Origin of the sequence: Actinomadura sp. BRA 177, from assembly GCF_013372625.1 — a bacterium.
Taxonomy (GTDB): Bacteria; Actinomycetota; Actinomycetes; order Streptosporangiales; family Streptosporangiaceae; genus Spirillospora.
The window spans coordinates 17,023-31,722 of the sequence record NZ_JABXFD010000334.1; the positions used below are offsets into that span (position 1 = coordinate 17,023).

A 14,700-nucleotide genomic window follows, 5' to 3' on the forward strand; every position below is an offset into this window, starting at 1 on the left:
AGGCGGTCAGGGCTTCTTCGCTACGCCGCACCACATGGGCAGCTGCCGGGTGGAGGAGACTCCGGGGCCGGGCCGCCACGCGGGCAGTTGCACCACTCCGGGCTCCAGCATCTCCAGCCCGGCGAAGAAGCGCGAGACGCCGGCGTGGGTGCGGGGCGTGGCCTGTTCCTGCTGGGGCGCCCGCTCGTTGTAGCGCCGCATCGACTCGGCCACCTGGTCCGCCCCGATGTCGCTGGCCGGGTGCGAGACCACCAGGTGGCTGCCCGGTGCCAGCGCCGCCAGCAGCCGGGTGACGATGCCGTACGGGTCGTCGGCGTCCGAGATGTACTGCAGGACCGCCACCAGCATCAGCGCGACCGGCCGGCCCAGGTCCAGGATCTCCCCGGCCTGCGCCAGGATGGCGTCCACATCGCGCAGGTCGGCGTCCAAGTAGCCGGTGGCCCCCTCCGGCGTGCTGGACAGCAGCGCGCGGGCGTGCGCGAGCACGACGGGGTCGTTGTCGACATAGACGATGCGGGACGCCGGCGCGGCCCGCTGCGCCACCTCGTGGGTGTTGTTGGCGGCCGGGATACCGGTGCCGATGTCGAGGAACTGGCCGATTCCCGCATCGGCCGCCAGGTAATGCACCGCCCGCCCGAGGAACGCCCGGTTGGCGCGGACCGCGAGCGGGATGTCGGGATTGGCGGCGACGGCCAGTTCGGCCGCCTCGCGGTCGGCGGCGTAGTTGTCCTTGCCGCCCAGCCAGGCGTCGTAGACGCGGGCGGGATGCGCGGTCGAGGTATCGACGCCCGCCGGCGTGCCGTCCGTCCGATTCTCAGCCACCCTGCGTCCCCCTTCACGTCGGGGCCACAGCCTAGCCGCTGCGGGCGTTCATGATCCGCAACTTCGCAAATCGGCACTGCGGAGAGCCTGCGGCAGAAGGCGGACGGGCGAACGCTGCTGCCCGCGCCACCATCATTGCGCAACGTCGTAATATCGGACTATGCCGATTCAGAGGCTGGACCAGGATGGAATTCGCGCGGCAACGCACGAACTCTCGGCTGGACGAGAGATCATCCTGCCGTTTCCTTCGCCGCTGCCCTATGTCGTCGCCGGTACCAGCGCGGACGGCGTCAACACCGCGAAAGGGCGGCCCGCGGAGCAGCCGACGGGAATGGCCATTGCCGATGCTGCGGACATTCTGCCGTATATCGCACTCGATCCGGAAAGCTGGCAGTTCGCCGAATGGGCGTCCCGGGCCAGGAAGGTCAATGTGCTGGTCCCGGTGACGGACGCCGTGCCGGACTGGGTCCGGCCGACCGTGGTCGCCGGTCAGGCGGCCATCACCCTGGCCTGGCTTCCCGAACTGCGTCCCCTGCTGGACGGATTCCGGCATCTGTATCTCAGCAGTGCGAACCGGACCAAGCACGAGGTGGCCACCACGGCGCACGCGGCCGGCACCGAGTTCCCGAATCTGCTCGTCCTCGACGGCGACCGGCTGCGAGACGCGAGCACGAAGTCGGGATCCGCCGCGATCGTGCGCTTCGACCGGAAGTTGGCCGCCTCCGTGCATCGCAGCGGAATCCACATGGACGGATGGCCGGACGCGAGCAGCTTCCTCGCCGACCTGAAACGCGATTGGCAGGCATCCCGAGCATCCTGACGCCCGTCAGGTGACCAGGGCGCGCACGGTCTCGATGTCCTTGATGCGCTGGGCCCGGCCCTCCGCCAGCGGGGTCAGGTTGAGGGTGGTCGCGCCGCTTTCGCGCAGGGCGTCGAGGCGTTCGCGGACGTAGCCCAACGGGCCGATGAGGGACGTGCGGTCGACCAGCTCGTCCGGTACGGCGGCCGCCGCTTCGGCCTTGCGGCCGTCCAGGTAGAGCCGCTGGACGGTCTCGGCGGCCTCCTCGAACCCGTACCGGCAGGCGAGCTGGTTGTAGAAGTTCTTGCTGCGGGCGCCCATCCCGCCGACGTAGAGGGCGATCTGCGCGCGGACGTCCGCCTTGAGGCGGCCGACGTCCTCGCCGATGGCCAGGGACGCACCGACGACGACGTCAAGTTCGCCGAGGCCCGGGACCCTGCGGGCGCGTCCCTCGGCGAGCGGGGCGCCCCAGATCTCGTGCGCCTTCTCGGGGTAGTAGAACAGCGGCTCCCAGCCGTCGGCGATCTCCGCCGCCTGGGCCACGTTCCTGGGGCCGAGCGCGGCGAGCAGGATCGGGATGGAGTCGCGCACCGGGCGGTTGATGAGGTGCAGCGGCTTGCCCAGGCCGGTGCCCTGGCCGGCCGGCAGCGGGATGGTGAAGTGCGGGCCCCGGTGGGTCAGGTCCTCCCGGCGCCAGACCTTGCGGCAGATCTCGACGACCTCCCGGGTGCGCACGAGCGGCTCGCGGTACGGGACGCCGTGGAAGCCCTCCACCACCTGCGGGCCGGAGACGCCCAGGCCGAGCGTGAAGCGGCCCCTGGAGACGTGGTCGAGCCCGGCGGCGGTCATGGCGGTGAGGGTCGGGGTGCGCGAGTAGATCTGCATGATGCCCGAGGCGATCTCCAGCGTCGTCGTGCGCGCGGCGATGAACCCGAGCTGGCTCACCGCGTCGAAGCTGTAGGCCTCGGGGACGAACACGATCTGCAGCCCGGCCCGCTCGAAGTCGGGCAGGTCGTCGACCGCCTCCCAGAAACCTCCGGCGTACGACAGCGGCATTCCGATGCGCATGGGGCCTCCTCTGTGACCGTTGACACGTCCTGCGCCGAAACTTAGTCTGATGCCGACGTCAACTTCAAAATTAGGAGCCGCCCATGTCCAGGTCCGCGGTCATCGTCGACGCCGTCCGCACGCCGGGCGGTAAACGCAACGGGTCCCTGGGCGGATGGCATGCCGCCGACCTGGCCGGCACGGTCCTGCGGACGCTGGGGGAGCGGAACGACCTCGACCCCGCCCTCGTCGAGGACGTCATCATGGGATGCGTCGGCCAGGTCGGTGACCAGAGCGTCAACGTCGGGCGTTCCGCCGTGCTCGCCGCCGGCTGGCCCGAGGGCGTCCCGGCCACCACGATCGACCGGCAGTGCGGATCGAGCCAGCAGGCCGCGCACTTCGCCGCACAGGGCGTGATCGCCGGTGCGTACGACGTCGTCGTGGCGGCGGGCGTCGAGGTGATGACGCGCACGCCGATGGGCGCGTCCGGGGTCGGCGGCGAGCCGTTCGGCCCGCTCACCAAGGCCCGCTATGCCGACGTCGAGATTCACGGCACCAGGGGACTGATCCACCAGGGGCTGAGCGCCGAGCTCATCGCCGACCGCTGGGGACTCACCCGCGCGGACCTGGACGCCTTCGGCCTGCGCAGCCAGCAGCTCGCCGCGGCGGCACGGGACGCCGGGCGCTTCGACCGCGAGATCGTCCCCGTCGAGGCCCGGACCTGGGATCCCGAGTCCAAGGACGTGACCCGCACGGGCACCGACCTCACCGCCGACGAGGGAATCCGCGCGTCGACGGCGGAGAAGCTGGCGACCCTCAAGCCCGCGTTCCTGCCGGACGGGAAGGTGACCGCCGCGAACAGCTCACAGATCACCGACGGCGCCTCGGCCGTGCTGATCATGTCCGAGGAGAAGGCTGCGCAGCTCGGCCTCACCCCGCGGGCCCGCTTCCACTCGTTCGCCGTGGTCGGCGACGACCCCATCGCCATGCTCACCGGGCCGATCCCCGCCACCCGCAAGGTGCTGGAGCGTTCCGGACTCTCCGCCGGCGACATCGACATCGCCGAGGTCAACGAGGCGTTCGCGTCCGTCGTCCTGGCGTGGCAGAGGGAGACCGGCTTCGACATGGCGAAGGTGAACCCGAACGGCGGCGCGATCGCGCTCGGCCACGCGCTCGGCTCGTCCGGCACCCGGTTGATGGCGACGCTGCTGTGCGAGCTGGAGCGCACCGGCGGGCGCTACGGGCTGCAGACCATGTGCGAGGGCGGCGGCATGGCCAACGCGACCATCATCGAGCGGCTGTGAGCAGGGAACCGCGAGGAGGCGAATGATGGGCACCGCGCTCGGCCAGAGCATGCAGATCAGCCTGGGGGAGAGCATCGCGCTCACCGCGCGGAACTACCCCGACCGGGCGAGCTTCCTGTTCGCCGACGGCGGCGAGCACACCTTCGCGCAGACGAACGCCCGGGTGAACCGGCTGGTGTCGGCGCTCCGCTCCAACGGCATCGGCCGGGGCGACCGGCTGGCGATCTTCGCGCTGGACTCGCACCGCTTCGTGGAGATCGTCCTCGCGGCCACGAAGCTCGGCGCCGTCTACGTCCCGCTCAACTACCGGCTCCGCAGACCGGAGGTGGACGTCCTCGTCGGGCGGGCGAAGCCGGCGGCCTTCTTCTACGACGTCCGGTACGCCGGACTGCTCGACGGGCTGGACGAGCAGCACGGGATCAAGCTCATGCTCGCACTGGACGAACGTCCGGGGGAGGCGGTCTCCGAGTACGAGGACCTCCTCGCGACCGGGACCGAGGCCGAGCCGCCCGTCGTGGCGTCCGACGGCGACATCATCGGGCTCGCCTTCACCTCCGGCACGACCGGCCTGCCCAAGGGCGTGCTCCAGTCGCAGCGGATGATGAAGGCGATCGTCACCGAGCAGATCATCGAGTTCCGCATGCTGCCCGAGGAGGTCCGCTACACCGCGGCGCCGGCGTTCCACATCACCGGCATCTGCCAGCTCCTCGCGGGGGTCTCCTACGGGTTCACCTCGCTGGTCGTCCCGCAGTTCGACCCCCGGGTGACCCTCGACCACCTCGCCGCCGACAAGCTGACCGGCATCTTCATGGTGCCCACGATGATCAGCACCGTGCTGCAGCTCGACGGCGTCCACGACCACGACTACGAGCGGCTGCGGCTGATGTACTACGGCGCCGCCGCCATGTCGCCGTCCCTCCTGCGCCGTGCCATGGACACCTTCAGATGCGACTTCCTCAACGCGTTCGGCGCCGGCACCGAGGCGGGGCTGCAGGCGCTGCTGGGGCCGGAGGACCACCGCCGGGCCCTGGACGGCAGGCCGGAACTGCTCGGTTCGATCGGCAAGCCGGCGTACGGGGTCGCGCTGCGGATCGTGGACGACGACCTGCGGGACGTGCCGCCCGGCGAGGTCGGCGAGATCGCCACCCGCAGCGACATGCAGTTCGACGGCTACCTCGACATGCCCGAGGAGACCGAGCGCGCCACCCGCGGCGGCTGGTTCCGGGCCGGGGACATGGGATACGTCGACGACAGCGGCTACCTCTACCTGCACGGACGCAAGAAGGACATGATCGTGCGGGGCGGGGAGAACATCTACCCGATCGAGATCGAGTCCGTCCTCGCCGAGCATCCCGACGTCGTGCAGTGCGCCGCCGTCGGGGTCGCGGACGAGCACTGGAGCGAGATCGTCCGGGCCTGGGTGCAGGTGCGCGAGGGCGCGCGGGTGACGGCGGAGGAACTCGCCGCGCACTGCGCCGAGCGGCTGGCCAAGTACAAGGTGCCCGCGGAGTTCCGGTTCGCCGGGGCCCTGCCCACCAACGCCAGCGGCAAGATCCTGAAGCGGGAGCTTCGCACCTGGGACTGAAGGCCCCTTCGACCGGCCGCTCGCGCGGCGGCGCGGCCTCGCGTCCGCGCTGCGCAGCGGGCGTTCCGCACGACGAATGTGACCCTTGACACCCGCGGAAGGGGCGTGACATGGTCTCGAATTATGACGGCGACGTCATATTCAGGCCGTTCCAGTACTGAGTTCAGGTGTCCGCCGGGCCCGGCCCGGCAGTAGCACGAGCGCCGCACGAGCGGCGGCCTCGCACAGGAGGAGGACCCGCACATGATGACGGGGCAGCAGTACAAGGACTCGCTCAAGGACGGCCGGAAGGTCTACTTCGAGGGGCGGCTTGTCGAGGACTTCGCCACCGAGCCGGGGCTCGCGGTGCCGATGGAGGTGGCCGCGGAGGGGTACGACAAGTACCACTCCGCCGAGCCCGGCGCGCGGAACCCGGTCATCTCCGCGCCGGGCAGCGTGGACGAGCTGCGGAACAAGATTCCGGAGCTGCTGGAGATGGACCTGCTCCTCAACGTGACGTACCAGTCGATCATGACGCTGATCGTCGCCGCCGCGCGGATGGAGTCGGCCGCGCCGGAGTACATCCCCCGCATCCACGCCTACATCAACCAGGCACTCGAAGATGACATCCGCATCACCGAGTGCATCACCGACTCCAAGGGCAACCGCAGCCAGGCGCCGGCCAAGCAGGACGACCCCGACGCCTACGTCCGCGTCGTCGAGCGCCGCCCCGACGGCGTCGTGGTGCGCGGCGCCAAGATGCACATCAGCGCCGCGGCGCTCGGCCACCACCTCATGGTCATGCCCACCAAGACCATGAAGCCCGGCGAGGAGGACTACGCGATCGCCTGCGCGATCCCCGTGAACGCGCCGGGCGTCCACATCACCAACACCACCTACCACCCCACCGGCCGCGACGCCCGGGACTTCCCGGTGAGCTCGAAGAGCAGCGTGCCGGACAGCATGTGCATCTTCGACGACGTCTTCGTCCCCAACGAGCACGTCTTCCTGGACGGCCAGGTCGAGCACGCGGCCGTCTTCGCCCACTCGCTGGGGCTCTGGGAGCGGCTCGGCGGCACGGCCTTCATGGTCGAGCAGGCCGACGAGCTGGTGGGCCTCGCCCAGCTGATCGCCGAGGCGAACGGCACCCACCGGATCTCGCACGTCCGCGAGAAGATCGACGAGATGATCATCCACGCCACCCTGCTGCGGGCCGGCCTGGAGGCGGCGCTCATGCACGCCCACTCGACGCCCGAGGGGTACTTCTACCCCGACGACATGTACACCAACGTCACCAAGTACCAGGGTGCGACGCAGTTCGGGCACATGGTGCGCAACCTCCACGACATCGCCGGCGGCGCGGTGCTGACGGCCCCCTCGATGTCGGACTTCGACAACGAGACGCTCCGCCCGTTCCTGGAGAAGTACATGTCGACCGGGGACGAGGTCGCCGGCGAGTACCGCACCAAGCTCTTCCACGCCATCCGCGACACGACCGCCGACGCCTACGGCGGCTGGCACCTGGTGACCAACATCCAGTCCGGCGGCGGCCTGTTCGCGCAGCGGCTGGTCACCCGCAGGCACTACGACATGGAACGCGCCAAGCACCTCGCCTACAAGGCGGCGGGCCTGTCCGGCGGCTGACCCGTCCCCGCTCCCGGAGCCGGCCGGGCTCCGGGAGCACCCTCCCCACCCACGATCGCGGACGCTCGCCCGAGGCGGGCGCGGCGGCGGCTCGCCGTGCCCGGACGCAGCGCGGCCCAACACAGGACGGACACGAACCATGGCGGATGCGAGGAGAAGCAGGTGACCACGTATCTGGAGTTCGCGGTGCTCGGTCTCGGGCTCGCGGCTGTCTACATCGGACTGGCGACGGGCCTGCTGCTCGTGTACCGCGCGACCGGGATCGTCAACTTCGCCCAGGGCGCGATGGCGATGTGGGGGGCCTACGTCTTCGCCGCGCTCGTCGACGACGGGCTGCTGATCTTCCCGGTGGGCAGCGTCCAGTTCGGCGACGAGCTGGGCATCCTGCCGGCGCTGCTGATCGGGCTGCTCAACGCGGCGGTCCTCGGCGTCCTCGTGCACTACCTGGTGTTCCGGCCGGTGCGGAACGCGCCGGTCCTCGCCCAGGTCGTGGTCTCGATCGGGCTGATGATCGGCCTCCAGGCGCTGGCGGTGATCCGGTTCGGCCCGAACAACATGAAGGTCGAGACGCTGATCCCGCGCGGCGAGATCGAGCTGCTCGGCGCCTCCCTGTCGGTGCGCGAGATGGTGATGACCGCCATCATGCTCGTGCTCGCCGCCGGGGTCTGGGCCTACCTCCGGTTCACCTACTCGGGCGCCGCCACCCGGGCGGCGTCGGAGAACGAGCGCGGCGCGGTCCTCATGGGCTTCGACCCCGACCGCCTCGCCCTGGTGGCGATGGTCATGGGCGCCCTGGTCAGCACGATGGGGGTGGTGCTGGCCAGCACGCTGACCGGGCTGAGCCCGGCGAACTACACCGTGATGGTCGTGCCGGCGCTCGCGGTGCTGCTGATCGCCCGGCTGGAGTCCATCGCGCTCGTCTGCGCGGGCGGCGTCGCGCTCGGGGTGTTCCAGTCCGAGCTCAGCCTCATCGCCTCGAAGAGCTGGTGGCCGGTGTGGGCGAAGTCGGGCCTGGAGCAGGTCGTCCCGTTCATCGTCATCATGATCATCCTGTTCGTGCTCGGGCGGCGGATGCCGGCGCGCGGCTCGCTGCAGTCGGTGCGCCTCCCGGACGTGGCGGTGCCCCGCGTCCGCCCGGTGCCCGCGCTGCTCCTGCTGGGCGCGGCGGCGTTCCTGCTGGTCGCCTTCAACGACACCTACCGGTTCGCCCTCACCAGCTCGCTGATCATCGCGCTGCTCGCGCTGTCCTACGTGGTGATCACCGGCTACCTCGGGCAGATCTCGCTGGCGCAGTCGGCGTTCGCCGGCGCCGCCGGATTCGCGCTGGCCAAGCTGACCGCCGCCTGGAACATGCCGTTCCCGCTGGCCATCGTGCTCTGCGCGCTCGTGGCGGCGTGCCTCGGCATGGCGGTGTCGCTGCCGGCGTTCCGGATCCGCGGCGTCCAGCTCGCCATCGTGACGATCGCGGCGGCGCTCGCGATCGAGCGGTTCGTGTTCGGCAACTACAGCCTGACGCCCCCGACCGGGAACCCGATCGCCGACCCGGGGCTGTTCGGCATGAGCTTCGCCGTGCGGGAGGGACGCGACCTCGCGCGGGTGGAGTTCTCGCTGATGGTGCTCGTGGTCGTCGCGCTGGTGATCTGGATGTTCATCCGGATCGCCCGGGGCGACACGGGACGCGCGTTCCTGGCCGTCCGGGCCAACGAGCGGGCGGCCGCCTCGGCGGGGATCGACGTGCGGCGCACCAAGCTGATGGGCTTCGGCCTGTCGGCGTTCATCGCCGGCGTGGCCGGCTGCCTGCTCGGCTACAGCCAGGGCCAGCTGTCCGCCGAGTCGTTCTCGGTGGTCGTGGGCTTGCAGATCCTCGCCATGGCCTACCTGGGCGGCATCACCTCGTTCGGCGGAGCGCTCGTCGCGGGCATGATCGGCCCGCTGGGGCTGGTGTACACGGCCCTGCACCAGTGGTTCGACATGGGCGACTACTACGCGCTGATCAGCGGTTTCGCGCTGATCCTCACCGCGATCCTCAACCCGGCCGGCATCGCCGGGAAGACGAGGGAGCAGATCGCCTGGATCCGCGCGAGAACGGCCGGGTCGGCCCCCGCGGGCCCGGCCGGACGCGGGACAACCGAAGTCGAAGGCGCGCCGGCCGGCGGCGCGCGTGAGGAGGTCGCCCGGCATGTCTGAGCATGAGCGCGGGCTAACGGCCCGCGGCCTGACCGTCCGCTACGGCGGTGTCGTCGCCAACGACGGCATCGACCTGGACGTCCGGCCCGGCACGGTCGTCGGCCTCATCGGCCCGAACGGCGCCGGGAAGACGACCCTCGTCGACGCCGTCACGGGGTTCACGCCCGCGGAGGGCGAGATCACCCTGAACGGCCAGAGCCTCGCCGCGATGGCGCCGCACAAGCGCAAGGCCGAAGGGCTCGCCCGCACCTGGCAGTCCGCGGAACTGTTCGGCAACCTCACCGTCGAGGAGAACCTCCTGGTGTCGGCCCGCACGGTCGGGTTCGGCTCCCTGTTCCGCGACCTCTTCGGCCGGGCGGGTGCGGGAGGCTCGGTCGACCGGGCGCTGGAGACGGTCGGGCTGACCGGGGCGCGCGGCGCCCTGGCGCGCGACCTGACCCTCGGCCAGCAGAAGCTGGTGGGCGTCGCCCGCGCGCTCGCCGGCCGGTGCGACCTGCTCCTCCTGGACGAGCCGGCCGCCGGCCTGGACAGCAACGAGAGCGTCGAGCTGGGCGAACGGGTGCGCGAGATCGCGGCGTCCGGGCCCGGGGTGCTGCTGATCGACCACGACATGTCGCTCGTCCTCAACGTGTGCGACGTCGTCTACGTCATGGAGTTCGGCAAGGTCATCTTCGCCGGCACGCCGGCGGAGGCCCGCGTGGACGCGGCGGTGGCCGCCGCCTACCTCGGTTCCCCGATGGAGGAAGCAGATGTCTGATCCCGTGCTCAGCGTCCGGAACCTCACGGCCGGGTACGGCGGCGTCCAGGCCGTCCGCGACCTCACCTTCGACGTGGCGCCCGGGGAGGTGGTGGCCCTGCTCGGCCCCAACGGCGCGGGCAAGACCACGGCGCTGCTGTCGATCGTGGGGCTCGTGCCGCTCATGTCCGGGGAGGTCCGGGCGCTGGGCCGCGAGGTCGAGTCCAAGCGGCCCCACCGGCTGGCCCGGCGCGGCGTGATGCTCGTGCCGGACGACCGCGGCGTGTTCTTCGGCCTCAGCGTCCGCGAGCACTTCCGGCTGGCGCACCGGCGGCCCGACAGGGAGCGCGAGCGGCAGGTGCTGGAGCGGTTCCCGGCGCTCCGCGACCTGCAGGGCCGCCGCGTCGGCCTGCTGTCGGGCGGGGAGCAGCAGATGCTCACCATCGCCAAGGCGATCCTCGCCAAGCCGAAGGTGCTCATGATCGACGAGATGAGCCTCGGCCTGGCACCGAAGATCGTCCAGGAGATGCTGCCGTCGATCCGGGACCTGGCGAAGGAGGAGGGGATCGGCCTGGTCCTCGTCGAGCAGCACATCGAGCTCGCCCTCTCGGTCGCGGACCGCGGGATCATCCTCAACCACAGCCGGGTCGTGCTGGACGCCCCCGCGAAGTCGCTGCTGAACCGGCGCGCGGACGTCGAGGCGGCGTACTTCGGTGCCGACGAGTACGGCGACGCCGACGCCGTGCTGCCCTCCTGAGCAGGGAGCGCGACATGACGGAGTCGATCGAGCTCACCCCCGGCCGGCGCGGGTCGGTCGTCGTCGACGGCGTGGCCGTCGCCTGGGAGCGGTGGCCGCGGCCCGGCGCCCCCTGCGCCGTGCTGGTGCACGGGACCACCGCGCACACGGCGTGGTGGCACCACACCGTGAGCCGGCTCGCCGACGGGTACGACGTCGTCGCCGTGGACCTGTCCGGGCACGGCGACAGCGGCCGCCGGGCCGGCTACGACCTGGACACCTGGTCGCGCGAGGTCCTCGGCGTCGTCGACGCGGTGGTCGGCGGCCCGGCGGTCCTCGTGGGGCACAGCATCGGCGGCCTGGTCACCGCCGGTGCGGCGGCGGCCCGCCCGGACGCGGTTCGGGCGATGGTCCTCGTGGACTGCGTCGTCACCGAGCCCCGCAAGGCCGGGAAGCCGTCGGCCGGACGCGGCGGGACGGTGTTCCGGACGGTCGAGGAGGCGCTCGGCCGGTTCCGGCTGACGCCGCCCCAGCCGGTGCCCGACGTGCGGGTCCTGACCTACGTGGCCGAGCGGTCGGTGCGCCCGGTGCGCGGCGGGTGGGCGTGGAAGGCCGACCCGGCGATCTTCGGCGCCCTCGACACCGACCGGATGACGGCACCGCTCGCGGACGTGCGGTGCCCGACGGCGGTGGTCCGCGGCGAGCTGAGCCAGCTCGTGCCCGCGGACGCCGCCGCGGTGCTGGCCGACCTCCTCGGCCGCCCCGTCGCCCAGTACGACGTCCCGAACGCCTACCACCACGTGATGATCGACCAGGGTGCGCCGTTCGGGCGGTTGCTGCGGCGGGCGCTGGACGAGCTGCTGGCGCCCGTCTCCGCGGAACAACAGAAGGAGTAGAAGTGGACCTGGACGTTTCGTGGCCCATCGGCCGGATCATCACCGAGTCCGCGCGGCGCTTCCGCGACGTCCCGTGCTGGCTGGCGACCAGCGGGGAGCAGCGCACGTTCGCCGAGGTCAACGCCCGCGTCAACCGGATCTGCGACGCGCTGGCCGAACGGGGGGTCGGCAAGGGCACCCGGATCGCGCTGCTGGACACCGACTCCTTCGCCTACGCCGAGGTCCTGCTCGCCTGCTTCAAGCTGGGCGCGACGTACGTCCCGGTGAACTTCCGGCTGGCGCAGTTCGAGATCGAGAACATCCTGGGGCAGGCGAAGCCCGAGCTCTTCTTCGTGGGCGGGCGCTACCTGGACCTCGCGCGCAAGGTCGTCCCCGGGCTGCCCCGGGAGTGCGCGCTGCTGTCGCTGGACGGCTGCCTGGACGACGACGTGGAGTCGCTCGCGGCCGCCGGACGCGACATCGAGCCCGACGTCAGGCTCAAGGACGACGACCTGCTCGGGATCATGTTCACCAGCGGCACCACCGGGCTGCCCAAGGGGGTCATGCAGACCCACGGCATGCTCAAGCGGATGCTGAGCCTGGGCTGGGAGGTCTTCGCCAGGCCGCGCGACGTACGGTACACGGCGTCCCCGCTGTTCCACATCGCCGGCTGGGCGCTGGTCTTCGAGCAGGTGTCGGTCGGCTGCACGTCCCTCATCGAGCCGCAGTTCGACCCCGCCGTGACGGCGAAGGCGATCGCGGACGGGCTGCTGACCGGGTGCTTCCTCGTCCCGACGATGATCCAGGCGGTGCTCGACGCCGACACGGGCCCCACCGGAAGGGAGCGGCTCGACACCATGCTCTACGGCTCGGCGCCGATGCCGCCGAGCCTGCTGAAGCGGGCGCTGGAGCGGTATCCCGACTGCGGGTTCTGGAACATGTTCGGCGCCGGGACGGAGTCGGGCGTGCAGACCCTGCTGCGCCCCGAGGACCACCGGCGCGCGCTGGCGGGGGAGGAGCACCTGCTGGCGTCGGCGGGCCAGCCGGTCCTCTACGTCGACATGCGGATCCTGGACGACGCGGGCAACGAGGTGCCGGCCGGCGTGGTGGGCAACATCGCGGCGCGCACCGACTGCGTGATGGCCGGATACCTCGACCTGCCCGACAAGACGCGGGAGGCGCTGCACGACGGGTGGTTCTGGGGCGGCGACCGCGGCTGGGTCGACGAGGAGGGATACCTGTTCCTGGGCGGCCGCAGCCGCGACATGATCGTGCGCGGCGGCGAGAACATCTACGTCTCGGAGATCGAGCTGGTGCTCACCGACGTCCCCGAGGTCGCGGACGCGGCCGTGGTCGGCCGGCCCGACGAGCGGTGGGGCGAGGTCGTGGTGGCGTTCGTGGAGTACCGCGGCGAGCCGCCGGCGGCCGAGGACCTGGAGCGGATGTGCCGGGCCCGGCTCGCCGGCTACAAGGTGCCGGTCGAGTACCACATCCTCCGCGAGCTTCCCCGCAACCCGACGGGCAAGGTCCGCAAGAGCGACCTGCTGGACCTGGCCACCTCCTGACCCACACGACCTGGTCACAACCTGAACAAACCTCGCACAGATTGATTGACACTGACGTCAACACCAACAATGCTCTAGGCACATGTAGGGCGGCGCCGCCGCCTCCGGCAGAAGGCTGGTAGCAGGAATGAAGAAGACGATCGCGGCCGCGGGGGCGCTGACCCTGGCCCTCGCGCTGGCCGCATGCGGCGGGGAGACGAAGGCATCGGACTCCGACGGCGGCCTGACCGGGGAGCCGATCGTCCTCGGCGTCCAGTCGCTCGACACCGGCCCGGTGGCCTACCCGCAGAACACCTACGGCGCCGAGGCCGCGGAGTGGTACATCAACAACAAGATGGGCGGGATCGGCGGCCGCCCGGTCAAGCTCGACATCTGCTCGGGCGACGGCACCCCCGAAACCGGCGTGAAGTGCGCGAACGACTTCGTCGCCAAGAACGCGCCGGTGGTCTTCGACGCCTACGACGGCACGAGCATGGGCGCAATGACGCCGATCCTGAAGTCGGCCGGCATCCCGATCGTGGGCACGCTCGCCGGCCAGGCGGTGGCCGAGCGGGAGAAGTACCCGACGTCCTTCTACTTCTCCGGCCCGCTGGAGACCAGCGCGCTCGGCATGGTGAAGATCCTCAGCCAGCTCGGCAAGAAGAAGGCGTCCCTGGCCGTGACCGACGCGCCGTCGTCGCACGGGTACGTCGACAACCTGGTCAAGCCGATGGGCGAGAAGCTCGGCGTCCAGGTGGGGGCCGTCTACGTCAAGGTCGACAACATCAACTTCCAGGTGCTGGCGTCCACCGAGATGTCGTCCAAGCCCGACGTGGCCGGCGTCATCGCGCTGCCGGAGGACGGCTGCACCGGGCTGATCCGGGCGCTGCGGCAGTCCGGCTACGAGGGCACGATCTTCGCCGGCTCGTGCTCGCAGTTCATCGACGAGCTGGGCAAGGACGCGGCGGGCGCGATCGTGCAGCCGCGGCTGTGGGTCCCGCTCTCCCGCGACCACGCGCCCGCCGAGGTGCAGAAGCAGCTGGACGAGTTCGCCGAGGCGATGAAGGCCGTCGACTACGAGGACGAGCAGTCGGCGCGGTCGCTCTACTCCTTCGCCGGGCTGATCAACCTGGCCAAGGTCGTCCAGGGGATCGACGGGGAGATCACCAACAAGGCCGTCTCCACGGCCATGCAGCAGGTCAAGGACTTCCCGACCTTCCTCGGGCCGAAGGTGACCTGTGACGGCGAGCAGTGGCCGGGTGCGCCGGGCGCGTGCAGCCACGAGGGGATCTTCTTCGAGGTGCAGGAGGACGGCACGCTCAAGCCCGTCAACGAGCAGGGGTACATCGACCTGGAGCCGGCGGCGGTCTCCTGACCCGAGCCCGGCCGACGGCACGGCTCCGCGGCACCGGCGCTGCCTCGCCGGTGTCGCGGGGCCATTT

At 71.1% G+C, this 14,700-nt stretch carries 12 protein-coding genes; 10 read left to right on the forward strand and 2 right to left on the reverse strand.

What is annotated here, in order from left to right; all coding sequences use genetic code 11:
• Window positions 1-6: 6 nt before the first annotated feature.
• On the reverse strand, window positions 7-822 hold the full coding sequence (locus tag HUX53_RS17645) for an SAM-dependent methyltransferase (protein ID WP_176404299.1): 816 nt from the start codon (window positions 820-822) through the stop codon (window positions 7-9).
• A 160-nt stretch (window positions 823-982) separates the two neighbouring features.
• Here HUX53_RS17645 and HUX53_RS17650 point away from each other — a divergent pair, with 160 nt between their 5' ends.
• The gene (locus tag HUX53_RS17650; protein ID WP_176404300.1) at window positions 983-1,642 is read left to right on the forward strand and encodes a Sua5/YciO/YrdC/YwlC family protein; all 660 of its coding nucleotides are present in this window, start codon (window positions 983-985) and stop codon (window positions 1,640-1,642) included.
• A 6-nt stretch (window positions 1,643-1,648) separates the two neighbouring features.
• Here HUX53_RS17650 and HUX53_RS17655 read toward each other — a convergent pair whose 3' ends face one another.
• The gene (locus tag HUX53_RS17655; RefSeq protein WP_176404301.1) at window positions 1,649-2,689 is read right to left on the reverse strand and encodes an LLM class F420-dependent oxidoreductase; all 1,041 of its coding nucleotides are present in this window, start codon (window positions 2,687-2,689) and stop codon (window positions 1,649-1,651) included.
• A gap of 83 nt (window positions 2,690-2,772) precedes the next feature.
• Between HUX53_RS17655 and HUX53_RS17660 the strand changes: the two genes are divergently transcribed.
• The 9 genes from HUX53_RS17660 (at window position 2,773) to HUX53_RS17700 (ending at window position 14,633) form a co-directional block, all read left to right on the forward strand.
• Window positions 2,773-3,972: an acetyl-CoA C-acyltransferase gene (locus tag HUX53_RS17660; protein ID WP_176404302.1), complete on the forward strand. Its 1,200-nt coding sequence runs from the start codon at window positions 2,773-2,775 to the stop codon at window positions 3,970-3,972.
• A gap of 22 nt (window positions 3,973-3,994) precedes the next feature.
• Window positions 3,995-5,557 carry a class I adenylate-forming enzyme family protein gene (locus HUX53_RS17665; RefSeq protein WP_176404303.1) on the forward strand — a complete coding sequence of 521 codons (1,563 nt, stop codon included), beginning with the start codon at window positions 3,995-3,997 and terminating at the stop codon, window positions 5,555-5,557.
• A gap of 243 nt (window positions 5,558-5,800) precedes the next feature.
• On the forward strand, window positions 5,801-7,180 hold the full coding sequence (locus tag HUX53_RS17670; RefSeq protein ID WP_176404304.1) for a 4-hydroxyphenylacetate 3-hydroxylase N-terminal domain-containing protein: 1,380 nt from the start codon (window positions 5,801-5,803) through the stop codon (window positions 7,178-7,180).
• Window positions 7,181-7,342: 162 nt separating this feature from the next.
• Window positions 7,343-9,367, forward strand: coding sequence for an ABC transporter permease (locus tag HUX53_RS17675; protein ID WP_176404305.1), 2,025 nt, complete (start codon window positions 7,343-7,345; stop codon window positions 9,365-9,367).
• Window positions 9,360-10,124 carry an ABC transporter ATP-binding protein gene (locus HUX53_RS17680; protein ID WP_176404306.1) on the forward strand — a complete coding sequence of 255 codons (765 nt, stop codon included), beginning with the start codon at window positions 9,360-9,362 and terminating at the stop codon, window positions 10,122-10,124. The genes HUX53_RS17675 and HUX53_RS17680 overlap by 8 nt, the downstream gene beginning before the upstream one ends.
• The gene (locus tag HUX53_RS17685) at window positions 10,117-10,860 is read left to right on the forward strand and encodes an ABC transporter ATP-binding protein (RefSeq protein ID WP_176404307.1); all 744 of its coding nucleotides are present in this window, start codon (window positions 10,117-10,119) and stop codon (window positions 10,858-10,860) included. The genes HUX53_RS17680 and HUX53_RS17685 overlap by 8 nt, the downstream gene beginning before the upstream one ends.
• Before the next feature lie 14 nt (window positions 10,861-10,874).
• On the forward strand, window positions 10,875-11,735 hold the full coding sequence (locus HUX53_RS17690) for an alpha/beta fold hydrolase (RefSeq protein WP_176404308.1): 861 nt from the start codon (window positions 10,875-10,877) through the stop codon (window positions 11,733-11,735).
• Window positions 11,736-11,737: 2 nt separating this feature from the next.
• Window positions 11,738-13,279, forward strand: coding sequence for a class I adenylate-forming enzyme family protein (locus HUX53_RS17695; RefSeq protein ID WP_176404309.1), 1,542 nt, complete (start codon window positions 11,738-11,740; stop codon window positions 13,277-13,279).
• 127 nt (window positions 13,280-13,406) lie between these two features.
• On the forward strand, window positions 13,407-14,633 hold the full coding sequence (locus tag HUX53_RS17700) for an ABC transporter substrate-binding protein (RefSeq protein WP_176404310.1): 1,227 nt from the start codon (window positions 13,407-13,409) through the stop codon (window positions 14,631-14,633).
• The last annotated feature ends 67 nt before the right edge of the window (window positions 14,634-14,700 follow it).